Origin of the sequence: Reyranella sp., from assembly GCF_965228225.1 — a bacterium.
Lineage (GTDB): Bacteria > Pseudomonadota > Alphaproteobacteria > Reyranellales > Reyranellaceae > Reyranella.
The window spans coordinates 4,219,447-4,242,837 of the sequence record NZ_OZ245801.1; the positions used below are offsets into that span (position 1 = coordinate 4,219,447).

Genomic DNA, 23,391 nt, shown 5'->3' on the forward strand with positions numbered 1-23,391 from the left:
ATGATCCTGACGATGGTCCCAACGATGCCCACGATGACCGGCCGCCCCGACGAGTATCGCCGCAACGTCGGAATGATGCTGATCGCCCCCGACCGTCGCGTCTTCGTCGGCTGCCGCGCCAACCAGCCCGATGCCTGGCAGATGCCCCAGGGCGGCATCGACAAGGGCGAGACGCCGGTCGAGGCCGCCTGCCGCGAACTGCACGAGGAGGTCGGCACGACCAGGGCGCTGCTGCTGCGCGAGAGCGCCGGCTGGATTTCCTACGAAGTGCCGGAGGACCGTCGGCCGGCCTACTGGAAGGGGCGGTGGCGCGGCCAGGCCCAGAAGTGGTTCGCGCTGGCCTTCACCGGCACGGATTTCGACATCGACATCCACGCGCACGACCAGGAATTCGTGGCCTGGCGCTGGATCGCGCCGGCTGAACTCACGTCGCTGATCGTGCCCTTCAAGCGCGCCGTCTACGACGCGGTGTTCGCGGAATTCGCCGACCTGATTTCTTGAGCTCCCGAGAGCCTCGCTCTTGTCATCCTGAGCGCAGCGAAGGATCTCGCGTCAGCAACGGAGTCCTTTGGCCGCTCCGTCAGGTCCTTCGCTTCGCTCAGGACGACCGGGTGCAGGGCTAAGCCCCTTGCGCGGCCAGCTTGGCGGCGTTGCGGCGGAGGAACCAGAGACCCGCGCGGGTCATCAGAGTGTTGAGCCGGCCCTGCGGCTCCAGCCCGACCGCCTTCAGCACCATGGCCATGGCGCGCTGCACGTGGGTCTGGCGATAGAGCGGATAGGCGCGCCTGGCATAGGCCTGCATGTTGCGCTTGCGGTCGTAGACCGCGCCCGCCGGCTCGTTGGCCGCGAAATAGGCATAGGCCAGCTCGTCGTCCTCGCTCTCGGCGAGGCGGCCCCAGCCGATGCGCAGGCGGGACCAGCGGTTCAGCCGGTCGCGCTTCAGGCAGCGATTGAGATGTTCGTAGAACAGCTTGTAGTGGCGGAACTCGTCGGCGGCGATCTTCTGGCAGACCTGCTTCAGCACCGGCTCCTCGGTCGCATCCTTGAGGGCGCTGTAATATGAGCTGGTGCCGGTCTCGACGATGCAGCGGGCGATCATCTCGCCGGCCTGGCTGCCGCGCACCGATTCACTGACGTGCAGCGGCAGCGTGTAGCCGGTACGGAACCGTTCGAAGGCCGCGTCGAAATCCCACGACGGATCCGCAAGCTGGGCCCAGCGGCCCAGCGCCATACCGTGCTGGACCTCCTCGACCACCCAGTTCTGCACGTCGTCCATGAAGGCGGCATCGTCGGCGAAGACCCGGCCGAGATAAATGCCGTAGTCGCCGCCGTTCCGCTCCACCAGGGCCGCGGCCTTGATGTTGCGGAGGATCTCCGGATCCACCTTCGACGCGTCGAAGCGATCCCATGCGATCGTCTCGAGTGTCCAGCTAGCCATGAACGAGCCCCCTCGGCGCGTTGTCTTACCAGCGTAATAAAGCGACCTCCGGCCCGCCTTTCAATGGCAGACCGGAGTACTTTTAGACTGGAAAATGCGCAGTAGCGCTGAAATCAGCGGCTGGCGTAGAAGGCCTGCGCGCGCTTCAGATCCTGGGTGATCGCCAGGTTCTTCTCGGCGGCGGCCTTCTGGGCGGGCGTGTCGGCGTCGGCAATGTCGCTGCGGGCCGCGCGCTCGCGCTCGTCGAGCTGCGCGGCGGTCATCTGTTCGAACGGCACCGCCTCGTCGGCCAGCACCGTGCAACGCTCCGGGGTGACCTCGGCGAAGCCGCCGGCCACCAGGAAACGCTGCTGGACCTTGCTGCCCTGGTAGACCTCGAGGACGCCGGGGCGAACCGTCGAGATCAGCGGGGCGTGGCCCGGCAGGACACCGAAGTCGCCTTCGCTGCCCGGAACGACCACCATGTCGGCCTCGGTCGCGATAAGCTCGCGCTCGGGCATCACCAGACGGAAGGAGACCTTGGCCATGTGCTTAGGCCGCCTCGGCCGCGAGCTTCTTGGCCTTGGCGACGGCTTCCTCGATCGTGCCGACCATGTAGAAGGCCGGTTCCGGCAGCTCGTCGTACTCGCCGGCGAGGATGCCCTTGAACGCCTTGATCGTGTCCTCGAGCTTCACGAACACGCCCGGCGTGCCGGTGAACACTTCGGCGACGTGGAACGGCTGGCTGAGGAAGCGCTGCATCTTGCGGGCGCGGCTGACGACCAGCTTGTCCTCTTCTGAGAGCTCGTCCATGCCCAGAATGGCGATGATGTCCTGCAGCGACTTGTACTGCTGCAGCACGCGCTGAACCGAACGGGCGATGTCGTAGTGCTCCTGGCCGACGACGCGCGGGTCGAGCATGCGCGAAGTCGAGTCGAGCGGGTCGACGGCCGGGAAGATCGCCTGCTCGGCGATCGAGCGGCTGAGCACGGTCGTCGCGTCCAAGTGGGCGAACGAGGCGGCCGGCGCCGGGTCGGTCAAGTCGTCGGCGGGCACGTAGATGGCCTGCACCGAGGTGATCGAGCCCTTCTTGGTCGAGGTGATGCGCTCCTGCAGGCCGCCCATGTCGGTGGCCAGGGTCGGCTGATAACCCACCGCCGACGGGATACGGCCCAGCAGCGCCGACACTTCCGAGCCGGCCTGGGTGAAGCGGAAGATGTTGTCGACGAAGAACAGCACGTCCTGGCCTTCGGCGTCGCGGAAGTACTCGGCGACGGTGAGGCCCGACAGCGCGACACGGGCGCGGGCGCCCGGCGGCTCGTTCATCTGGCCGTACACCAGAGCCACCTTCGAGCCCGGGCCGTCGAGCTTGATGACGCCGCCCTCGATCATCTCGTGATAGAGATCGTTGCCTTCGCGGGTGCGCTCACCGACGCCGGCGAACACCGACACGCCGCCATGCGCCTTCGCGACGTTGTTGATCAGCTCCATGATCGTCACGGTCTTGCCGACGCCGGCGCCGCCGAACAGGCCGATCTTGCCGCCCTTGGCGTAGGGCGCGAGCAGGTCGATGACCTTGATGCCCGTGACCAGGATCTGCGCTTCCGTCGACTGCTCGACGAACTCGGGCGCGCTGCGATGGATCGGCAGGGTGGTCTTGTTGCCGACCGGGCCGCGCTCGTCGATCGGCTCGCCGATGACGTTCAGGATGCGGCCGAGCGTCTCCGGACCGACCCGCATCTGGATCGGCGCGCCGGTATCGACTGCCTTCTCGCCGCGGACCAGACCGTCGGTCGTATCCATCGCGATGGTGCGAACCTCGGATTCACCGAGATGCTGGGCGACTTCCAGCACGATCAGGCGTCCGTCGGCATTCACGTGCAGCGCGTTCAGGATGTTCGGCAGGTCGGCGTCGAAACGCACGTCCACGACCGCGCCCGTGATCTGGGTGATCGTGCCGATGTTGTTGGTAGCCATAGCGGATCCCTTTCCTTCGATTGCGTGGCAGCCGGCCTAGACGGCCTCGGCGCCCGAGATGATCTCGATGAGTTCCTTGGTGATCGAGGCCTGGCGCGAGCGGTTCATCTGCAGCGTCAGTTTCTTGATCACATCGCCTGCGTTGCGCGAGGCGTTGTCCATGGCCGTCATCTGCGAGCCGTAGAAGCTCGCGGCGTTCTCCAGCAGGATGCGGAAGATCTGGACGGTGAGATTGCGCGGCAGCAGGTCGGCGAGGATCTCGCCCTCGTCCGGCTCGAACTCGTAGATCGCGCCGCCGGCGGCGGCCGGTGCGGCCGACGCTTCCGGCATCGGCGGCGGGATGAGCTGCTGCACCGTGACGATCTGGGTCATCGCCGACTTGAAGTGATTGAAGATCACCTTCGCGACGTCGAATTCGCCCGCCTCGTACATTTCCGTGACGCGCGCGGCGACCTTCTGGGCGTCCGCGAAAGACAGGCGCGGCCGGCCGAGATCGGTCATCGTCTCGACGATCATGGAACCGAAGTCACGACGCAGCTGCTCGCGGCCCTTGCGGCCGACGCAGAAGATCTTGACCGTCTTGCCGTCGGCCAGAAGCGCGCGGATCTGACGGCGCGCCTCGCGCACGATCGTGCTGTTGAAGCCGCCGCACAGGCCACGGTCACCGGTGGCGACGATGACCAGATGCACCTGGTCGGAACCGGTGCCCACCAGCAGTCGCGGACCGCCGGAAGCGCCCTGGAAGCTCGCGCCCAGCGACGCCAGGATCTTGTCCATGGACTCCGCATAGGGGCGGGCCGCCGCGGCCTGCTCCTGCGCGCGCCGCAGCTTGGCGGCTGCAACCATCTTCATGGCCTTGGTGATCTTCTGCGTCGACTGGACGCTTCGGATCCGGAGCCGGTAGGTCTTGAGACTGGGCATCTAAACCTGCGAGCGCCTTAAGCGAACTTCTTGACGAAATCGCCGAGGAACGCCTTCAGCTTGTCGTCGGTCTCCTTGACGATCTCGCGCTTCTCGCGGATCGACGCGAGGATCGAGCCCTCGGCCCGGATCGCGTCGAGCAGCTGCTGCTCGAACTCGTTGACCTTGTTCACCGGCAGCGTGTCGAGGAAGCCGCGGGTACCGGCGTAGAGCGAGATGACCTGCTCCTCGACCGGCATCGGCGCGAACTGGCCCTGCTTCAGCAGCTCGGTGAGGCGCTGACCGCGCGCCAGCAGGCGCTGGGTCGAAGCGTCGAGGTCCGAGGCGAACTGGGCGAAGGCCGCCATTTCGCGATACTGCGCCAGCTCCAGCTTGATGGTGCCGGCGACCTGCTTCATCGCCTTGATCTGCGCGGCCGAGCCGACCCGGCTGACCGAGAGGCCGACGTTAATGGCCGGACGGATGCCCTGATAGAACAGCTCGGTCTCGAGGAAGATCTGGCCGTCGGTGATCGAGATGACGTTCGTCGGGATGTAGGCCGAGACGTCGCCGGCCTGCGTCTCGATGATCGGCAGCGCCGTGAGCGAGCCCGAACCGTTCTTCTCGTTCAGCTTGGCAGCGCGCTCGAGCAGGCGCGAATGGAGATAGAACACGTCGCCGGGATAGGCTTCGCGGCCCGGCGGGCGGCGCAGCAGCAGCGACATCTGGCGATAGGCGACGGCCTGCTTGGAAAGATCGTCGTACACGATGACGGCATGCATGCCGTTGTCGCGGAAGTACTCGCCCATGGCGCAGCCGGTGTAGGGCGCCAGGAACTGCATGGGGGCCGGGTCGGACGCGGTGGCGGCGACGACGATGGAGTATTCCAGCGCGCCATTGTCCTCGAGCGTCTTCACGATCTGGGCGACGGTCGAGCGCTTCTGGCCGATGGCGACGTAGACGCAGTACAGCTTGCGGCTCTCGTCGGTGCCCTTGTTGATGCCCTTCTGATTCAGGAAGGTGTCGATCGCGACGGCGGTCTTGCCGGTCTGGCGGTCACCGATGATCAGCTCGCGCTGGCCACGGCCGACGGGAACCAGCGAGTCGACGGCCTTGAGGCCGGTCTGCATCGGCTCGTTCACCGACTTGCGCGGAATGATGCCCGGAGCCTTGACCTCGACGAGACGGCGCTCGGTCGACGCGATCGGGCCCTTGCCGTCGATCGGGTTGCCGAGACCGTCGACCACGCGGCCGAGCAGGCCCTTGCCGACCGGAACGTCGACGATGGTGCCGGTACGCTTGACGGTGTCGCCTTCGCGGATCGTGCGATCCTCACCGAAGATCACGACGCCGACATTGTCGCTCTCGAGGTTCAGCGCCATGCCCTTGATGCCGCCGGGGAACTCGACCATCTCGCCGGCCTTGACGCTGTCGAGGCCGTAGACGCGCGCGATACCGTCACCGACGGAGAGAACCTGGCCGACCTCGGCCACTTCGGCCTCGGTGCCGAAATTGGCGATCTGCTGCTTCAGAATGGCCGAGATTTCGGCGGCACGGATATCCATTAGGCAACTCCCTTCATGGCAAGCTGCAAGCGCTGCAGCTTGCTGCGGACAGACGAATCGAACAGGCGCGAGCCGACCTTCACGACGAGACCGCCGAGAATGTCGGGTTCGACGCGAGCGTCGATGGAAACCTTGTTGCTGCCCAGCACCGAGCGCAGCGAGTCGCTGAGCTGCTGCAGCTGGGCGGGGGACAGCGGAACGGCCGAGGTGACCGTGGCGGTGGTCTCGCCGCGGCGAGAGGCCAGCTCGGCCAGGAACGCCGCAGCCATGGCCGGCAGGTCGCGGGCGCGGCCGTTGGCGGCCACAGTACCGACGAAATTGCGGGTCAGACCGGAAATGCCGGCCGCATCGAGCACGGCCAGCAGGGCCTTGCTCTGCAGGGCGCGCGGAATCACCGGGCTGGCGATCAGCCGGGCGAGATCGGTGCTCTCGGCGACCATCTTGCGAAAGGTGGCGAGGTCCTGCGCGACCTGATCAAGGGACTTCGAGCCGTCCGCGAGCTCAAAAAGGGCGCTGGCGTAGCGTCCGGCAACGCCGGTGGTTGCGGTGGTCACGTCGAGAGCCTCTCCCCTGCTGCGGAACGCAGCCGGCAAGCCATTGAAATTACACGCTTTTCTTCAGCAGAACGCCCTGCGTCGCTTGCCGCCCCACCCCGGAAAAGCGCGCGTTGCTACCATGCTGCATTTCCCGGCGCAACGTCGGCAAAGCACTGTTCTACAGCGGTTTTTCGGCGCGGGGGGTCTCAGAGGAAGGAATAGGGGTCGACATCGACCTGCAGCCGGACCGAACCGGGAAGCCCGATCCGCGCGAGCCAGGCGTGCAGCAAGGGCTGCACGGCCGTGTCGCGGCCGGCCTTGAGCAGGAAGCGCCGCCGGTGCCGCCCGCGCAGCAGGGCCAGGGGTGCGACCGACGGCCCCAGGATCGTGACGCCCTCCTGCTGCGGGGCATGGCGGGCCAGCGCAGCGCAGACATTGTCGACCGCGACGGGATCCGGCCCGGAAATGATCAGGGAGGCCAGCCGACCGTAGGGCGGCATGCCGGCCAGGGCCCGGTCCTGCAGCTCGACGTCGACGAAGCGGTCGCGGTCGCCCGACACCAGTGCCTGCATCACGGGATGTTCGGGATTGTGCGTCTGGACCAGCGCCCGGCCGGGCCGCCCGTCGCGACCGGCGCGGCCCGCAACCTGATAGAGGAGTTGGAAGGTCCGTTCGGCCGCGCGCAGGTCGCCGCCGTTCAGGCCGAGATCGGCATCGATCACGGCCACCAGGGTCAGGTTCGGGAAATGATGGCCCTTCGCCGCCATCTGCGTGCCGATCAGGATGTCGATCTCGCCCTTCTCCATGCGATCGACCGCCGCCGACGCCTCGTCGCGGTTCATCAGGCTGTCCGAGGTGAAGAGCTCCAGTCGCGCGTCCGGAAAGAGCTCCTGCGCCTCTTCGGCCAGCCGCTCGACGCCGGGGCCGCAGGCGACGAACTGGTCGACCGCGCCGCAGTGCCGGCAGGTGTGGGCCGGCGGTTCCGAGTAGCCGCAATGATGGCAGACCAGGGTGCGACGAAACCGGTGCTCGACCAGCCAGGCAGAGCATTGCGGACACTCGAGCCCCGAGCCGCAGGCGCGGCACAGCGTGATCGGCGCATAGCCGCGGCGATTGAGGAACAGCAGCGTCTGCTCGCCGGCTGCCAGCGTCTCGCGCATCGCCTCGACGACCGGCGGCGAGAGCCAGTGCCCGCGCGACGGCGCATCGCGCCGCAGGTCAATGGCCTTCAGGGCCGCGAGCCTATGCCCGCCATGCCGCCCCGGCAGATGCACCTCGCCGTAACGGCCGGATTTCACGTTGACGACGCTTTCGAGCGACGGCGTCGCCGATGCCAGCACGATGGGTGCGGAAGCCAGCCGTGCACGCACCACCGCCATGTCGCGCGCATTGTAGACGACACCCTCGTCCTGCTTGAACGAACTGTCGTGTTCCTCGTCGACCACGATCAGGCCGAGATTCGCGAACGGCAGGAACAGCGCGGACCGTGCGCCGACCACGACGCCCACCCGCCCCTCGGCGATGGCGCGCCAGGTTTCGCGGCGCTCCAGGCTCGTCAGGCCGGAATGCCAGGGCGAGGGCAGCGCGCCGAAGCGGTCCTCGAAGCGTTTCAGCCACTGCGCCGTGAGCGCGATCTCGGGCAGGAGCACGAGCACCTGGCGGCCCGCCGCCAGGCAGGCGGCAATCGCTTCGAAATAGACCTCCGTCTTGCCGGCACCGGGCACGCCGTCCAGCAGGGTGGCCGAGAAGGCATGGGCCTTCACCCTGGAGACGAGCCCGTCGGCGGCGATCTTCTGCGCCGGCGACAGGGTCGGCCCCGCATGCAGACCGTCCGGCCGCGGAAAGGATCGGCGCACGATGCGTTCCTGCGCTTCCAGGAGTCCGAGCAGGGCCATGCTCTTCACGACCGAGGGACCGACGCCCGCGAGATGCGCCAGTTCCGCGGCCGCCATCGCCGGCCCGTCCTTCAACTGCTCCAGAACGCGACGGCGCGCCGCGGTGAGTTTGAGCACCGTATCGTCGGTCGGCGCCGCGGGACGATAGACGAGCTCGGTCTTGGGCGCCTCGAGCGCCGAGGGCACGCTCATCGCCATGCGCAGCACGGCACCTGCAGGCATCAGCGTATAGGCCGACACCCAGTCGACGAAACGGCGCATCGCATCGGCCATGGGCAGTGCGGGAAGGACGGCGATCACATCGCGCAGCTTCTCCGGCGCGACGTCGCCCGTGCCCTCGCCCCAGACGACGCCGATGGTCTCGCGCTTGCCGAGCGGCACGACGACGAAATGTCCCGGCACCAACGCCATGCCTTGCGGGACGCGATAGTCGTAGCCATCGCCGAGCGGCAGCGGCAGCAGGACCTTGATCGTGTTTTCCACCGCATGGAGACGCGACGACGCGGTCCCCTCGGCTTGTGGCTCCGTAGGGGAATCGCTAGAAATTGTGGTAACGGGCGAGTCCGAATCACCGGCCATTGGGGTAGTTTATATGAAGTTCTTCGTCGATACCGCCGATGTCGCCGATATCACGGATCTCGCGGCCTCCGGGCTTCTCGACGGCGTGACGACCAACCCCTCGCTGATCGCCAAGTCCGGCCGCCAGATGCTCGACGTCATCAAGGAGATCTGCGCCATCGTCCCGGGCCCGGTCAGCGCAGAAACCGTCGCGACCGACCACAAGACGATGCTCGAGGAAGGCCGCAAGCTCGCCAAGCTCGCAAAGAACGTCACCGTGAAGGTGCCGCTGACGCCGGACGGTCTGAAGACCTGCAAGGCCCTGACCTCCGAAGGCACGATGGTGAACGTCACCCTGTGCTTCTCGGCCGCGCAGGCCCTGCTGGCCGCCAAGGCCGGCGCCACCTTCGTCTCGCCCTTCGTCGGCCGGCTCGACGATATCGGCCAGGACGGCATGCATCTCATCGCCGAGATCATGACGATCTACCGCCAGTATCCGCACTTCAAGACCGAGGTCCTGGTCGCCTCGATCCGCCATACCCAGCACGTGATCGCAGCCGCCAAGCTCGGCGCTCACGTGGGCACCCTGCCGCCCAACGTGCTGCGCCAGCTCTTCAAGCACACTCTGACGGACAACGGTCTCAAGGCCTTCCTCGACGACTGGGCCAAGACCGGCCAGTCGATCCTCTGACCCGGAGACGGGCGCATGGCCAATGACGGTACGATTCCGGCGCCCGACGGCTCGGGCCGGCAGGTGAAGCTGATCACCGCCGACGACGTCGTGGCCTATCTCAAGGCGCACCTCGATTTCTTCGACAAGAACGGCGAGCTGGCCGCCGAGATGGGCGTGACGCCGCGCGTCCAGGGGCCGGGCGTCATCGACATGCAGCAGGCGATCCTGAAGCGCCTGCGCGGCGAGATCGAGAAGCTCAAGGTCGAGCGTACCGAGATCATCGCCAACTCCAAGCAGAACCAGATCGTCCAGAACCGCATCCAGGCGGCAGTCATCAGCATCATCCAGGCGACCACCTTCGAGAAGATGATCCATGTCGTGACGCACGAGCTGCCCGAGCTGCTCGACGTCGACTTCATCACGCTGGCGATCGAGGCCAATGCCGATGCTCCCAAGCGGGTGCCGGTGCGCGGCGTCTACGTACTCGCGCCGGGGGCGATCGACGCCGCGATCGGGCCGGACAAGCATGCCCGCCTGCGCTCCAGCATCGTGGGCGAGGAAGCGTTCTTCGGCGACGTGGCACGCTTCGTGAAATCCGACGTGCTGATGCGCCTGCAGGTCTCGTCCGGCTCGCCGGACGGCGTCATGTGCTTCGGCGCGCGCGATCCCGAAGCCTTCGGGCCCGAGATGGCGACCGAGCTGCTGTTCTTCCTGTCCAAGGTGCTGGAGAACACGATTCGCGCCTGGCTCGACCTGCCCGAGTAGGCTCGAGATGAGTGTCGCAGACGCACAGGCGGCGTGGCGCGACTGGCTGAAGAGCGAGCGCCGCCTCGCCGAGCACACGCTGATCGCCTACGAACACGACGTCGCCACCTTCCTCGGCTTCATGGCGACCTATCTCGGCGAAGCGCCGACGCTGGCGGCACTCGCCCGGCTCAAGCCCGCCGAGTTCCGCGCCTGGCTGGCCGAGCGCTCGCGCCAGGGCATGGCCCGCTCCTCGACGGCGCGCGCCTTCTCCTCGGTGCGCTCCTTCTTCCGCTTCCTCGACAAGAACAAGCTCGCCCACAATGCGAGCATCGCCATCATCCAGACTCCCAAGCTGCCGCGCTCGATCCCGAAGGCGCTGAGCGAGCGGGACATGGAGGATCTTCTGGCGGCCGAGTCCGACCAGGAGCGCGCGCCGTGGATCGACCTGCGCGACGCCGCCGTGCTGATCCTGCTCTACGGTGCCGGCCTGCGCATCGGTGAGGCGCTGGCGCTCACCAAGGCCGAGGTCGACGAGCTGCTGAAGAGCGGCCGCGACACGCTCGCCGTCACCGGCAAAGGCAACAAGACGCGGCTGGTGCCCTTGCTGCCGCAGGCGCTGCAGGCGCTCCGGAAATACCGCGATGCGTGCCCGTGGCTGGCCGCAGCGAAACCCGCCGACCGCGTCTTCATGGGCGCGCGCGGCGGCGCGCTCGATCCGGCCATCGTGCAGAAGCGGGTGCGCGAGATCCGCCGCGAGCTCGGCCTCGCCGAAAGCGTGACGCCGCACGCGCTGCGCCACTCCTTCGCCACCCACCTGCTGGGCGCCGGCGGCGACCTGCGCACCATCCAGGAACTGCTGGGCCACGCGTCTCTGTCGACGACCCAGCGCTACACCGACGTCGACGCCGCACGCCTCGCCGCGGTCTATCGCGCTGCCCATCCGCGCGCGAAGGGATGACCATGACTGAGCACATCGGGATCGTCGCCTGCTCCGCCGAAGGCGCGGCGCTCTGCTACAAGACGATCTGCGTCGAGGGCGCGGGCCTCTTAGGCCCGCATGCCCACCCCGAAATCTCGCTGCACACCCATTCGCTGGCCGACTATGTCGCGTGCCTCGATCGCGGCGACCGGGCTGGCGTGGCCGAGCTGATGCTGTCTTCGGCCAGCAAGCTTGCGCGAGCGGGCGCGGATTTCCTGATCTGCCCCGACAACACCATCCATCAGGCGATGCAGGACGTGCTGCCGCGCTCGCCGCTGCCGTGGCTGCACATCGCCGAAGTGGTCGCCGCCGAAGCGGCGGCGCGCGGCTTCAGGAAGCTCGGTATCACCGGCACGCGCTGGCTGATCGACAGCGAGGTCTATCCGGAGAAGATCGAGGCGCAGGGGCTCGACTGGCTTCGCCCGACCGATGAGGAGCGGGACGAGACCAGCCGCATCATCATGGACGAGCTGGTGCAGGGCGTGTTCAGGCCGCAAGCCGTCGCCGCCTACCAGCGCGTGATGGAACGCATGAAGGAAAAGGGCTGCGACGCCGTCGTGCTGGGCTGCACCGAGATCCCGCTGATCATGAACGACGGCAACTCGCCACTGCCGACGCTCGATTCGACGCGGCTGCTGGCGCGGGCGGCGCTGCGGCGCGCCGTTACAGGGGCTTCCGGAAGATGATCTCGCCGTCGTCCTGGCGCCCGGTCTCCTCCCAGCCGTTTTCCCGGTAGAAGCGCTCGGCCCGCGTGCCGGGTCCGGTGGTGAGCGTAGCCACCGCAAAGCCCGCCGCGCGCAGATCCTCGCAGGCGAGCGGCAGCAGGGCGCGACCGAGGCCGCGGCCTTCCCAGTCCGGATGGACGAACAGGCCGAAGATCGTGCCGTCGCGCGGATCTGCGACGGAGAAGCCCTGCACGGCGCCCGCCTCCTCCCACACCCAGAAGGTCGCGTTCTCGAAGATCCAGTCGGCGGTCGTCTCGACCTTGCCCGCGGAGGCCGCGCTGAGCTGGTTCTCGCGGACGGCGAGACGCACTTCCGAAATGCGGGGACGGTCGGCACTTGTCGCTTTGCGGATCATGAAGGCTCAATGGTCGCTGAAGCGCGCGACCTTATACGGCCCGCTGCAGAACGCCAGCGTCGCGCCTGCGGGGCTCAAGTTCCTGTTCGCGCTCGAGTACGCGGATTTGCCGACTGATCTCGGCGATCACCGACTTCGAGAACGGCCCGAGGTGCAGGTAGTGCGTGAGCTGGATGACGACCAATTCCAGGGCAGAAGGGTTGTTCCGGGCGATGTCGACGAAGGTCCGCCAGAAATGGCGCGCGAGGAAGGGCCGGATGACCGTCATGCGCCACATCAGGCGCAGAAGCGTCATGCGATCACGGCTTGAAACGACGGGCCGGGCCGTCACGGGATGGCTGGGGCAATTCAGATTGCGCCCCGCCCTCCGGGCGCGCTCGAAATAGGCGGCGGGCCGATAGACGGCTTCGAGGATGGCCTTGTAGTCCTTCAGAATGTCGATGCGCGGCCGTCGGGTCACGAAGTTGAGCCCCGCGGTGCATTGATCGCCGAGGCTCTCGTTGGCGAAGGGCAGGAGTCGACCTTCCCTCTCCAAGCGGCGAGTGAGCTGCGTCGTGGGCAAGGCGGTCAGCAATCCAACCATGCAGCCGGCAATGGAAGTGGCCTCGATGCAGTCGATCATCCCTTCGGCCACACCACTCTCTTCGTTGTCGAAGCCCACGATGAAGCCGGCGATCACCATCATCCCCGCCGCGTGTATTCTGCCCACGCTCTCGGCCAGGCTGCGACGTGTATTCTGCTTCTTGCGCATCGAGACGAGCGTGGCGGTGTCGGGACTCTCGATGCCGACGAAGATCGCGAAGAAGTTGGCGCGCCGCATCATGTCGAGCAGTTCGGCGTCGTCGGCCAGGTTGATCGATGCCTCGGTCGAGAACTTGAAGGGATAGCCGGTGCTCTTCTGCCAGGCCTCGAGCGCGGGCAGGAACTGCTTCAACGCCTTTTTGTTGCCGATGAGATTGTCGTCCACGAAGTCGACGTGGCCGCGATAGCCGGCATCGTGCAGCGCCTGCAGCTCGGCCAGCATCTGCGGCACCGTCTTGGACCGCGGCACACGGCCGAACAGTTCGATGATGTCGCAGAATTCGCAATTGAAGGGACAGCCGCGCGAGAACTGCACGCCGACGAAGAGATAGTGGTTGAAATCGATCAGGTCGAAGCGCGGGATCGGGCTTGCCGTGATATCGGCCTTGAACTTCTCGGCCTCAAACCGGCCCGTCCGGGCACCGGACTCCCACGCCTCGACGAATTGTCCAATCACGCCCTCGGCCTCGCCGATGACGAGAAAGTCGGCATGCTCGAACAGCTCTGGACTGGCCATGGCGTCCGGCCCTCCGACGGCCACCGGCTTGCCCAACGCCTGCGCCATGCGGATGACCTCCAGGCAATCGGGACGCTGTGGCAGCATTCCGCCGGTCATCACCATGTCTGCCCAGGCGAGATCCGATGGATCGAGTTCCTCGGCGTTGCGGTTCACGAGCCTGATGTTCCAGTCGCCCGGCAGCAGAGCCGCGAGCGTCATCATGCCGAGCGGCGGCGCCGGACATTTGGCCCCGTAGATGTCGCAAGCCGCCTGCAGGCTCCAGAAGGAGTTCGGGTTGAAGCGCGGAAAGATCATGAGAACATTCGGTGTCGTCACGGCCGCTCCTTCGCCCGGTCGCAGGAAAAAGCATCAGCATTCGTCGATCGAATGGCGGTCCGTCCGCTTCGTTACACAGCGGAAGCGGCGAACTCTCCGGTAAAGTTGAACACACGAATGCCACCGGCACAATCGCCGGGGTTCGCTCCGTCGGCTCAATCACCAGATGGTTCTAGCGGGTTGCTTCGTAGACGACGTGCAGGGCGCCGCCGCTGCGCGGCTCGCAGGACTTCAACGTCAGCTTCAGTTCCGGCGTGCCAGGCGCAATGAGCGGAATCCCGTCTCCCAGCACGATCGGCACGATGGCCATCTCGAGCACGTCCAGCTTGCCGGCAACAATCATGCCGCGAATCACCTGTGCCCCGCCTTCGACCCACACGCGCCGATAGCCGCGCGATTCAAGTTCCGCGGCCACGACGGCGAGATCGCCCGAGCGCGTCTCGACGGCACGCGGCGCATCGACCAGCGGACGATGGGTCATGACGATTGTCGGCTTGTCGCCATAGGGCCATTCGCCGAAGCCGCGCATGACCTCATAGGTGTCGCGTCCCATCAGGATCGCATCTATGCCCGCCATCAGCGCGTCGAAGCCGAACTCCTGCGGCGGGTAACTCTCCAGCCAGTCGAACGATCCATCGGTGCGCGCGATCTTGCCGTCGAGCGACATCGCGATGTGACAGTGCCAGATCGTCTTTCCCATCTGTCTCTCAAACTGGAGTCTTCCGAACGGGATGGAATCATACCCCAAAACCTCATGCCGAGGAGCGCTGCCCCTCGAATACCTCGGGGTAAACTCCGGAGCGCGTCGCGGAGCATGGACACGAGCTCCACGTTCGTTGTTCATCCTTCGAGACGCACGCCTGGAGCGTGCTCCTCAGAGTCTGGCCGGAAATGAATTGAATCGATTCAAGCACTTACCTCATCCTGAGGAGCCGCGCCTTGCGCGGCGTCTCGAAGGATGGGCAACAGGCAAGGTGCGCGTCCCCACCCTTCGAGACGCATCGCTGCGCGATGCTCCTCAGGGTGAGGCTATCGGGGCTATTCGTAGCCTCTTGTTTTGGCGGCATTCATTTCCGGCCAGCCTCCTCAGAGTGAAGTGAGGGGGCAATATGATCGAAAGACTCTAAAACAGCACCGTCAGGCGCAGCGAGAAGACCGCCGCCATCTGCTGCGTCGGCGTCAGGGCCGGCTGGAAGTAGAGCTGAACGTCCGGGGTGATCAAGAGGTGCCGGATCGACCACGACCAGTAGAGTTCGACCATCGTCTCGCTGGGGTTCACATAGGTGTCGGCATAGAGGGACTGGTTGACCCTGTTCCACGCGATTCCCAGGCCGATCTGGTCGAGCGGCGCGCGCCCCAGCGGGTTGTTGTAGACCGCGCCGCCCGCGATCGAAGACTGAATGGGCTGGCTGGAATTCCACACGGTGTTGGCGCGCAGGAATACGCCCCACTTTTCGCCGAAGGGCTGCGAGGCGCTGAACGAGAGGCCGGCGCTGGCCTGCGGCTGCATCTCGACGCTGGGGAGATTGTAGTAGAGCAGCGAGTAGCTGCCCTGGCCGAGTTTGCCGAACGTGGGCGACCAGGCGCCGTAGAGGAACCACGAATACTGGCCCTGCCCCACCGTGTTGAACTGGATGTAGTTGCTGGCCGCGACGTTGTTGGCGTCCTGGAATCCCGCGGCGAATGTTAGCTCGTCGCTCAGGCTCAGCTGGACATAGGCGCCGAGACTGCCCTGGGAGTAATTCTGGCTGCCATTCTGGGCCAGCGAATAGCCGATGAAGTTGACCTGCTCATTGTTGGAATAGGCGTTGCTGTCGAAGTTCGAGAACGGATACTGGCCCACCGTCAGCGACACGACATTGCCCGGAAAATCATGCGTGTAGCTCACCTGCGCGAAGGTGAGCTGGTTGTCCGCATAGTCGTTGACCGGACTGTTGAGGTTCAGGCGGTTCTGCAGACTGGTGCCCGTTTGGCCCGACCAGTATTGTGTCGCGAGGTAGGCGAACTGGAAGGACCCCGTGCCGAATCGGGCCGTGTCGAACACCTCCCAGTTCACTGCGGGCGAGAACTGGGCCTGCACCGCGCCATAGTCGCTGCCCGGCGTTCCCCACTGGCTCAGCACCGACGAGGTCATCGAGTAGACGATGCCGGTCGTGTCCTGGATCTGCTGCTTCGCCTTGGCATAGCGCCGCGACGCGTTGTCGAAAGGCTGTTCCAGGAAGTACTTCTCGCGCGCCTCGGCCGCCCGCAACCGATTGTGGATCCTGCCGACATGACGCACATCGTCGTCGTCGTCGACTGCCACTTCCTGAGCGTCCGCTGCCGCAAACGGCAGGAACAGGGCCACCAGTCCGCCAACCCATATCGTCGAACGCATGACGCTCCCGCCGGCCCGCTCTTACGGCTTCAGTGCCTTCTCCAGGAACGCCTTCACATCGACCACGAACTGCTTCCAGGCCGGTTCGTGGGCGCCGTAATGCGCTCCGCAGCAACCGCCGGGCTTGCTGCGGTTGCCAACCCCATCGAGATAGCGCACCGGCAGACCCAGTGCGTCGAAGCTGTGATGAGCGTTTTCGTAAACTTTCGTTTCAACCAGCTCCCGGCCGCGCACGACCCTCTCCAGCACCGCCCGGCACTGCGAGACCGGCGTCCAGTCGTCCAGCGCGCCCATCGCGAAGAACGTGGGCTGGCGCACCGCGAGGCGCGGCCCCAGCGCATCGGCCAGCGCACAGTCCGGGTAGACCAGCACGACGGCGCGGGCTGCAGAGGGGGTCCGGTCTTCCGGTTTGCCCGACAGCGCGCGCAGCATCGCCACGCCGCCGCCGTAGGAATAACCCATGTAGCCCAGCCGCTGTGGGTCGATGCCGGGCTGCTTCGCAAGCCAGGCGAGCGTGGCATCGATGTCGCCGGCCCGCGCCTCGGCGGCGGCCTCAGTCGGCCAGTTGCGGCCGCAGACATCCTTGAGGCCGCGCGCCGAGAAACTGTCGACCACCAGCGCGGCATAGCCCCAGGAGGCGAGCAGCCCGGCCATGCGCGCCGTGTTCTGGCCCGGCCCGCCGCAGCCATGGAACAGCGCGACCGCGGGCAGCGCGGCCGTCGCCTTGGCCGGCCGGAAGAGCTGCGCGGCAAGCTGGACCGTCCGGCCCCCTTGCTCTACGGGAACGCGGACGTTCTGCTGGGCCAAGGCGGGCGTTGCGCAAAGCAAAGCGAGCAGGACTGTCAGTCTGGCGAACATGGCCGGACGGTAAACCAAGCGAGTGCGGGCACAACAGGTGGATTTGCACGTGAGCGAGACGATCTACACCATCTCCACCTGGGTGATCCCGGCCCTGCTCGCGATCACGCTGCACGAGGCCGCGCACGGCTTCGTCGCCCTGCGCTTCGGCGACAAGACCGCGTGGCAGCTCGGCCGCGTGACGCTCAACCCCTTCAGGCACATCGACCCGGTCGGCACGATCCTCCTGCCGGGCCTGCTGATCTTCCTGCGCGCGCCCTTCCTGTTCGGCTACGCCAAGCCGGTGCCGGTGAACTTCCGGGCGCTGAACAATCCCAAGCGCGACATGGTGTGGGTCGCCGCCGCCGGGCCGGCCACTAATGTGCTCATGGCACTGGCCGCGGGCCTGCTGGCGCATCTCGCCATCCTCCTGCCGCCGGACGCGGCCGCCTGGGCGATCCGCAACATCGAGAACGCGATCCTGATCAATGTCCTGCTCGCGGTGTTCAACATGATTCCGCTGCCGCCACTGGACGGCGGGCGCGTCGCCGTCGGGCTGCTGCCCGACAGTCTCGCCCAGCCGCTGGCGAGGCTCGAGCCCCTCGGCATGCCGCTGTTGCTCGGGCTGATCTTCATCCTGCCGCTGATCGGCAATCAGCTCGGCATGGACCTCAACGTCATCGGCTGGGTCCTCAGTGAGCCCGTCGGCTGGCTGGTCGACCTGGTGATACGCGTCACCGGCAACGGCTGAGCGCGCGGTCTCAGGTCCGCACGTCGCCCGCCCCGTCGGGCATGTCGCGTCCGTCGGCCTGCGGCGGCGCGAGGTTCATCGCCTGGCGTTCCTCGGCGATGCTGGCGACGGCGGCGCGGACGCCGGGATGGCGCGCCATGAACTGGTTGAAGTCGCGCCGGTCGAGCACGAGGAACTGGCAGAAGTCGACGGCGATCACGTCGGCGGTGCGCCGCTCGCCGGTCAGCAGCGCCATCTCGCCGAAATAGGCGCCGGCCTCGAGGCGGATCACCCGGTGGGCGACATGCACTTCGACCGCGCCCGACGAGATGAAGTACATGCCGTCGGCGCGGTCGCCGGCGCGGATCACCCGGTCGCCCGGCGAGGCCGGTTTCGGACGGAACATCAGCAGCAGCGATTCCTGGTCCTGCCGTTCGACCAGCTGCAGCATCGGAAACAGCTCGAGCAGTTTGCTGAGCTTGAGGTCCTCGGCCTTCGACCGCTCTGCCTGGCGGGCCTTGATGATGGCGAGCTGGCGACCCAGCGCCTCGTAGTGGCGCTGGCCGTAGAAGGCGGTGCCGGCCGGCTGGGCGACGCGCCTCTGCAGCAGGCCTACGGCATAGAAGACCAGCGGGTTCAGCATGATCGAGAACAGCGCGCCGCCGACCACCAGGTCGCGGCCCTCGTTGGGCACGAGCCCGGCCGAGATGCCGAGCGCGATCAGGATGAAGGAGAACTCGCCGATCTGGGCAAGGCTCGCCGACACGACGAGGCCGGTGCCGATCGGGTAGCGCAACAGCATGATGATGGCGAAGGCGATCAGCGACTTGCCGAAGATGATCAGCGCCAGCACCGAGAGCACGGCGCCGGGCGAGCGGTAGAGGATGGTCGGATCGAACAGCATGCCGACCGAGACGAAGAACAGGACCGAGAACGCGTCCTGCAGCGGCAGGGAGTCGGCGGCCGCCTTATGGCTGAACGAGGATTCGCTCAGCACCACGCCGGCGAAGAAGGCCCCCAGCGCAAACGAAACGCCGAAGATGTGCGCCGAGCCGTAGGCGATGCCCAGCGCCACCGCGAGAACCGAGAGGGTGAACAGTTCGCGCGAGCCGGTGCGGGCAACGCGCGCCAGCATCCAGGGCACCACCTTCGGGCCGATCAGGATGGCGATGGCGGCGAAGGCCCCGACCTTCGCCAGGGTGATGGCCAGCTCCAGCGCGATCGGCATGTCGGACGGGGCATGGCCCTGGATCGGCTTGCCGCCCAGCACCTCGGCGAAGGCCGGCAGCAGCACCAGCGCCAAGACCATCGCGAGATCCTCGACGATCAGCCAGCCCACGGCGACCCTTCCATTGGGACTGTCGACCATGTTGCGCTCCTCAAGCGCCTTCAGCAGCACCACCGTGCTGGCGACCGACAGGCTCAAGCCGATCACCAGGCCGGTGCCGACGCTCCAGCCCCACAGCGAACACAGGCCGATGCCGAGCAGGGTCGCCAGCACGATCTGGCCGATCGCGCCCGGTATGGCGATGCCTTTGACGGCCAGGAGATCCGACGCGGAGAAATGCAGGCCGACGCCGAACATCAGCAGGATGACGCCCACTTCGGCGAGCTGCGACGAGAGTCCGGCATCAGCCACGAAGCCCGGCGTGTAGGGACCGATCAGGACACCCGCCACGAGATATCCGACCAGCGGCGGCAGGCGCAGCCGGTCGGCGACGTAGCCGAAGCCGAACGCGAGCACGAAGGCGATGGCGATGGTGGCGATCAACGTCGCTTCGTGATGCACGTTCGAGGTCCGTCGGTTGTCGCGGGAGGGAGATCATTTTAGGGAGTCGGAGCAGGAATTGCACTCTTTGTGCATCCGCCCGCTCCGAACCGTCCGACGGGTTGGCGGAAATATTCGGACTCCGCCGGGAATAATCGTCCCGTCCCCGACGTCTCTCTCCTGCAGACCAACAGCTGCATGGGAGTCACCGAAATGCTGAAGTCGATCTTCGCCGCCACCGCCGCCCTGGCGCTTCTCGCCGCCGGTACCGCTTTCGCCGCCGATCCTGCCTCGGCCACGCCGCCCGCCCTGAAGGACGGCATGTTCGTCACGGCGAGCGGCATGACGCTCTACACGTTCGACAAGGACGCCACGCCGGGCAAGTCGGTGTGCAACGGGCCGTGCGCCACCAACTGGCCGCCCGCCCTCGTGGCCGACGGCGCCAAGGCCACAGGCGACTGGACGATCATCACCCGCGACGACGGGCTGAAGCAGTGGGCCTACAAGGGCAAGCCGCTCTATGCCTTCGCCAAGGACACCAAGGCTGGCGAAAAGACGGGCGACGGCTTCCTGAACGGCGCCTGGCACGTCGCCAAGTAACGACGGTGGAAGGGCGCCGGCCCGGTCCGGCCGGCGCCGTCCTCCTGTAGAGTGAACCCATGGCCGATGCGGAAGCCCTGCTCGAACCGCTGATCCCGGCGTTGCGGCGCTACGCCTACGCGCTGGTGCGCGACCACGATGCGGCCGACGACCTCGTGCAGGACACGCTGGAACGGGCGCTGTCGCGCTGGACGCTGCGGCGGAGCGACGGCGACCTCAGGGCATGGCTGTTCACCATTCAACGCAATCTCCACGTTTCGGCGCTGCGCCAGGGCCAGCGGCGCGGCGCCCATGTCGAACTCGACGAGGCGACGACGCCGTCGACTGGTGCGCAGCAGGAAAGCGGCATCGAGGTTCAGGACATCCTGGCGACGCTCGACCAGCTGCCGGAGGAACAGAAGTCGCTGCTTCTGCTCGTCGGGGTGGAGGACTTCTCATACGACGACGCGGCGCGAATCATGGGCGTGCCTTTGGGCACGGTGATGTCGCGTCTGTCGCGCGGCCGCCAGCGGCTGCGCGCGCTGCTGGAGACGGGGCGGACGACGCTCCTGCGGAGAGTGAAATGACGGGCAGGGAGTTTTCGATCGGCGACGAGGCGTTGCAGGCGTTCGTCGATGAACGCCTCGACGACGAGCGCCGCGCGGCGGTCGAGGCCCATCTGGCCCTCCATCCCGAACTCGCCGAGCGCGTCGCGCTGGAGCGCCGGCAGCGCGCGATCCTGCGCAGCCGGCTCGAGGCCAAGTTCGCCGAGCCCATCCCCGCCCGGCTGCGGATCGCCAATCTGCGCGCCGCGCGGCGCACCTCCTGGACGCGCGGCTGGACCAGCGCCGCCGCCGCGGCCGCCCTCTTCGTGTCCGGCGCGACGGCCGGCTGGTTCGCCAACCAGATCGGGCCGGCGGCATCGCCCCCCGCGCCGACCGTCAGCGTCGCCCAGGGCGCACAGGCGGCCTACCGCACCTTCGTGGTCGAGGTCGCACATCCGGTGGAAGTCGGAGTGCAGCAGGAGACGCATCTGCTGCAGTGGCTCTCCAAGCGGCTCGGCCGCAAGCTCGCCGCGCCCGATCTCTCGCCCTTCGGCTACAGGTTGATGGGCGGCCGGCTGCTGCCCGGCGGCAGCGGCGCGGCGGCCCAGCTGATGTACGACGATGCGAGCGGCCGACGGCTCACCATCTACGTGCGTGCGGCCGAAGGCACGGAGACGGCCTTCCGCTTCCAGAAGGAGGGCGAGGCCGCGACCTTCGCCTGGATCGACCAGGGCTTCGGCTTCGCCGTGACCGCAACGACCACCCGCCAAGAGCTGCTGCCAATCGCCGAGGCGGTCTATCGCGGGTTTGAAGGGAAGAGTTAGCCTTGGAGCGCGCCACTGGAGTGGCGCGCTCCAATTACTTCGAAGGGTCGGTGTGATCCTCGAATTTCTTGAGGTGGCGCGGCGCCCATTTGTGGTCGCGGGCCTTCACGATCCATTCGTCGAGCTTGGGCCAGCGGCGGCGCGCCGATGTGACCCACCGGCGGCCGGTCTCGAATTCGGTGGCCAGGAGGTACAGGGCCAGCACGAAGAAGATCCAGCCCTGCAGGATCGGGATGAATCCACCTACCACCGACATCACGAGGCAGGCGGCGATCGCAAGCGCCATCAGGGTCTGGCGCATGAGGGCAGCTAGAGGTGGATCGGCTTGTCCCACGCGGCGAGAGCGGCTTCCTTGAGCGCCTCGTTCACCGTGGGATGGGCATGGCAGACGCGGCCGATGTCCTCGGCCGAAGCCGAGAACTCCATCGCCATCGCGGCTTCGGCGATCATCGTCCCGGCTTCGGCACCGAAGATGTGGACGCCCAGAACCTTGTCGCTCGCCTTTTCGGCCAGAACCTTCACGAAGCCCTCCGTGGCGCCGTTCGCGCGGCTGCGCGGGTCGGCGGTGAACGGATATTTGCCGACCTTGTAGGCAACGCCGGCCGACTTGAGTTGTTCCTCGGTCTTGCCGACCCAGGCGACCTCCGGCTGGGTGTAGATGATCGAGGGCACCAGATCCCAGTTCACGTGGCCCTTCTGGCCCGCGAGGGTCTCGACGCAGGCCACGCCATCCTCGCTCGCCTTGTGCGCGAGCATCGGCCCGTCGATCACGTCGCCGATCGCGTAGATGCCGGGCACCGACGTCTGGAAATGACCGTCGACGGCGATGCGGCCGCGCTCGGTCATCTTGACGCCGACCGTGTCGAGACCGAGGCCCGCGACATAGGGCCGGCGACCGATCGAGACCAACACCACGTCGGCCTCGAGCGTCTCGGCAGCTCCACCCTTCGCGGGTTCCACCGTGAGCGTCACGCCCGTGCCCGTCGTCTCAGCCTTGGTGACCTTGGCGCCCAGCTTGAACTTGAGGCCCTGCTTGGCGAGCGTGCGCTGCAGGAACTTGGTGACCTCGTCGTCGACGCCCGGCGTGATGCGGTCGAGGAACTCGACCACCGTCACCTCGGCGCCGAGGCGACGCCATACCGAACCGAGCTCGAGGCCGATGATGCCGGCGCCGACCACGACCAGGCGCTTGGGCACTTCCGAAAGCTCCAGCGCGCCGGTCGAGGAGACGATCTTCTTCTCGTCGATCGTGACGCCGGGCAGCGGCGTCACTTCGGAGCCGCTGGCGATCAGGATGTTCTTGGCGGACAGCGTTTCCTTGACCGCGCCATCGTCGCCCAGCACCGCCACCGAACCCGGCGCCTCGATGCGGCCCGCGCCGGTATAGGAAACGATCTTGTTCTTCTTGAACAGGAAGGCCACGCCCTTGGTGGTCGCCTCGACGACTTCGCCCTTGCGCTTCATGAGCTGGGCGAAATCGAGCGTCGGCGCCGCGACGACGACGCCGTGGACGGCGAGGTCGTGGCCCGCTTCCTCGAACAGGTGCGAGGATTGCAGCAGCGCCTTGGAGGGAATGCAGCCGACGTTGAGGCAGGTGCCGCCCAAGGTCGCGCGCTTCTCGACCACCGCGACCTTCAAGCCGAGCTGCGAGGCGCGGATCGCGGCCACATAACCGCCCGGGCCGGCACCGATCACGATCAGATCGAAGGATTCGTTTGCCATGTCATCAACCCCTTATCGCGGAGGGCGCGCGACCGCAGTCGCGCGC

The 23,391-nt window shown here is 66.8% G+C and carries 24 protein-coding genes; 9 read left to right on the forward strand and 15 right to left on the reverse strand.

Annotation, left to right across the window (positions count from 1 at the left end; genetic code table 11):
* Positions 1 to 24: 24 nt before the first annotated feature.
* Positions 25 to 501, forward strand: a complete 477-nt coding sequence (locus tag ACO07K_RS20510) for an RNA pyrophosphohydrolase (RefSeq protein WP_422031081.1) — start codon at positions 25 to 27, stop codon at positions 499 to 501.
* 118 nt (positions 502 to 619) lie between these two features.
* Here the strand turns inward: ACO07K_RS20510 and ACO07K_RS20515 are convergent, their stop codons facing one another.
* The 7 genes from ACO07K_RS20515 to ACO07K_RS20545 form a co-directional block, all read right to left on the reverse strand.
* Complete coding sequence (locus tag ACO07K_RS20515; protein WP_422010581.1) at positions 620 to 1,438, reverse strand: ferritin-like domain-containing protein; 819 nt, start codon at positions 1,436 to 1,438, stop codon at positions 620 to 622.
* A 113-nt stretch (positions 1,439 to 1,551) separates the two neighbouring features.
* Positions 1,552 to 1,965 carry an ATP synthase F1 subunit epsilon gene (gene atpC, locus ACO07K_RS20520; protein ID WP_298309385.1) on the reverse strand — a complete coding sequence of 138 codons (414 nt, stop codon included), beginning with the start codon at positions 1,963 to 1,965 and terminating at the stop codon, positions 1,552 to 1,554.
* A gap of 4 nt (positions 1,966 to 1,969) precedes the next feature.
* Positions 1,970 to 3,394, reverse strand: a complete 1,425-nt coding sequence (gene atpD, locus ACO07K_RS20525) for a F0F1 ATP synthase subunit beta (RefSeq protein WP_324504425.1) — start codon at positions 3,392 to 3,394, stop codon at positions 1,970 to 1,972.
* 36 nt (positions 3,395 to 3,430) lie between these two features.
* Positions 3,431 to 4,315, reverse strand: coding sequence for a F0F1 ATP synthase subunit gamma (locus ACO07K_RS20530; protein ID WP_422010579.1), 885 nt, complete (start codon positions 4,313 to 4,315; stop codon positions 3,431 to 3,433).
* 17 nt (positions 4,316 to 4,332) lie between these two features.
* On the reverse strand, positions 4,333 to 5,859 hold the full coding sequence (atpA, locus tag ACO07K_RS20535; RefSeq protein ID WP_422031083.1) for a F0F1 ATP synthase subunit alpha: 1,527 nt from the start codon (positions 5,857 to 5,859) through the stop codon (positions 4,333 to 4,335).
* The gene (locus ACO07K_RS20540) at positions 5,859 to 6,413 is read right to left on the reverse strand and encodes a F0F1 ATP synthase subunit delta (RefSeq protein ID WP_422010575.1); all 555 of its coding nucleotides are present in this window, start codon (positions 6,411 to 6,413) and stop codon (positions 5,859 to 5,861) included. The genes atpA and ACO07K_RS20540 overlap by 1 nt, the downstream gene beginning before the upstream one ends.
* A gap of 188 nt (positions 6,414 to 6,601) precedes the next feature.
* Entirely contained in the window at positions 6,602 to 8,773 is a 2,172-nt protein-coding gene (locus ACO07K_RS20545; protein WP_422031090.1) for a primosomal protein N', read from the reverse strand.
* A 109-nt stretch (positions 8,774 to 8,882) separates the two neighbouring features.
* On the opposite strand from ACO07K_RS20545, the gene fsa reads away from it, so the two are divergent.
* Genes fsa through ACO07K_RS20565 form a run of 4 tightly spaced genes read left to right on the forward strand, consistent with a single transcriptional unit; the run spans position 8,883 to position 11,933 of the window.
* A complete protein-coding gene (gene fsa, locus ACO07K_RS20550) occupies positions 8,883 to 9,539 on the forward strand; it encodes a fructose-6-phosphate aldolase (RefSeq protein ID WP_298316289.1) in 657 nt (218 codons plus the stop codon).
* Positions 9,540 to 9,554: 15 nt separating this feature from the next.
* Positions 9,555 to 10,286 carry a DUF484 family protein gene (locus tag ACO07K_RS20555; protein ID WP_298316292.1) on the forward strand — a complete coding sequence of 244 codons (732 nt, stop codon included), beginning with the start codon at positions 9,555 to 9,557 and terminating at the stop codon, positions 10,284 to 10,286.
* Positions 10,287 to 10,293: 7 nt separating this feature from the next.
* Positions 10,294 to 11,226: a tyrosine recombinase XerC gene (locus ACO07K_RS20560; RefSeq protein WP_422031093.1), complete on the forward strand. Its 933-nt coding sequence runs from the start codon at positions 10,294 to 10,296 to the stop codon at positions 11,224 to 11,226.
* Positions 11,227 to 11,228: 2 nt separating this feature from the next.
* Complete coding sequence (locus ACO07K_RS20565; protein WP_422031095.1) at positions 11,229 to 11,933, forward strand: aspartate/glutamate racemase family protein; 705 nt, start codon at positions 11,229 to 11,231, stop codon at positions 11,931 to 11,933.
* On the opposite strand, the gene ACO07K_RS20570 is transcribed toward ACO07K_RS20565, so the two are convergent.
* The 5 genes from ACO07K_RS20570 to ACO07K_RS20590 all read right to left on the reverse strand — a co-directional run bounded on the left by ACO07K_RS20570 (position 11,911) and on the right by ACO07K_RS20590 (position 17,198).
* A complete protein-coding gene (locus ACO07K_RS20570) occupies positions 11,911 to 12,327 on the reverse strand; it encodes a GNAT family N-acetyltransferase (RefSeq protein ID WP_422031097.1) in 417 nt (138 codons plus the stop codon). The genes ACO07K_RS20565 and ACO07K_RS20570 overlap by 23 nt on opposite strands.
* Positions 12,328 to 12,358: 31 nt before the next feature.
* Positions 12,359 to 13,963, reverse strand: a complete 1,605-nt coding sequence (locus tag ACO07K_RS20575; RefSeq protein ID WP_422031099.1) for a B12-binding domain-containing radical SAM protein — start codon at positions 13,961 to 13,963, stop codon at positions 12,359 to 12,361.
* A 172-nt stretch (positions 13,964 to 14,135) separates the two neighbouring features.
* Positions 14,136 to 14,663 carry a dihydrofolate reductase family protein gene (locus ACO07K_RS20580; protein ID WP_422031101.1) on the reverse strand — a complete coding sequence of 176 codons (528 nt, stop codon included), beginning with the start codon at positions 14,661 to 14,663 and terminating at the stop codon, positions 14,136 to 14,138.
* 423 nt (positions 14,664 to 15,086) lie between these two features.
* Positions 15,087 to 16,340: a carbohydrate porin gene (locus ACO07K_RS20585; RefSeq protein WP_422031103.1), complete on the reverse strand. Its 1,254-nt coding sequence runs from the start codon at positions 16,338 to 16,340 to the stop codon at positions 15,087 to 15,089.
* A gap of 21 nt (positions 16,341 to 16,361) precedes the next feature.
* Complete coding sequence (locus ACO07K_RS20590; protein ID WP_422031105.1) at positions 16,362 to 17,198, reverse strand: dienelactone hydrolase family protein; 837 nt, start codon at positions 17,196 to 17,198, stop codon at positions 16,362 to 16,364.
* 49 nt (positions 17,199 to 17,247) lie between these two features.
* On the opposite strand from ACO07K_RS20590, the gene ACO07K_RS20595 reads away from it, so the two are divergent.
* Positions 17,248 to 17,928 (forward strand): site-2 protease family protein, encoded by a 681-nt coding sequence (locus tag ACO07K_RS20595; RefSeq protein WP_422031107.1) that lies wholly within the window; start codon positions 17,248 to 17,250, stop codon positions 17,926 to 17,928.
* 10 nt (positions 17,929 to 17,938) lie between these two features.
* Here ACO07K_RS20595 and ACO07K_RS20600 read toward each other — a convergent pair whose 3' ends face one another.
* A complete protein-coding gene (locus ACO07K_RS20600) occupies positions 17,939 to 19,696 on the reverse strand; it encodes a cation:proton antiporter (protein WP_422031109.1) in 1,758 nt (585 codons plus the stop codon).
* A gap of 192 nt (positions 19,697 to 19,888) precedes the next feature.
* Between ACO07K_RS20600 and ACO07K_RS20605 the strand changes: the two genes are divergently transcribed.
* Genes ACO07K_RS20605 through ACO07K_RS20615 form a run of 3 tightly spaced genes read left to right on the forward strand, consistent with a single transcriptional unit; the run spans position 19,889 to position 21,623 of the window.
* A complete protein-coding gene (locus ACO07K_RS20605) occupies positions 19,889 to 20,275 on the forward strand; it encodes a hypothetical protein (protein ID WP_422031111.1) in 387 nt (128 codons plus the stop codon).
* 59 nt (positions 20,276 to 20,334) lie between these two features.
* The gene (locus ACO07K_RS20610) at positions 20,335 to 20,841 is read left to right on the forward strand and encodes a sigma-70 family RNA polymerase sigma factor (protein ID WP_422031113.1); all 507 of its coding nucleotides are present in this window, start codon (positions 20,335 to 20,337) and stop codon (positions 20,839 to 20,841) included.
* Positions 20,838 to 21,623 carry an anti-sigma factor family protein gene (locus ACO07K_RS20615; RefSeq protein ID WP_422031115.1) on the forward strand — a complete coding sequence of 262 codons (786 nt, stop codon included), beginning with the start codon at positions 20,838 to 20,840 and terminating at the stop codon, positions 21,621 to 21,623. The genes ACO07K_RS20610 and ACO07K_RS20615 overlap by 4 nt, the downstream gene beginning before the upstream one ends.
* A 34-nt stretch (positions 21,624 to 21,657) precedes the next feature.
* Here ACO07K_RS20615 and ACO07K_RS20620 read toward each other — a convergent pair whose 3' ends face one another.
* A complete protein-coding gene (locus tag ACO07K_RS20620; protein WP_298316325.1) occupies positions 21,658 to 21,924 on the reverse strand; it encodes a hypothetical protein in 267 nt (88 codons plus the stop codon).
* Positions 21,925 to 21,932: 8 nt separating this feature from the next.
* Positions 21,933 to 23,345, reverse strand: coding sequence for a dihydrolipoyl dehydrogenase (gene lpdA, locus ACO07K_RS20625; protein WP_422031117.1), 1,413 nt, complete (start codon positions 23,343 to 23,345; stop codon positions 21,933 to 21,935).
* Between the last annotated feature and the right edge of the window lie 46 nt (positions 23,346 to 23,391).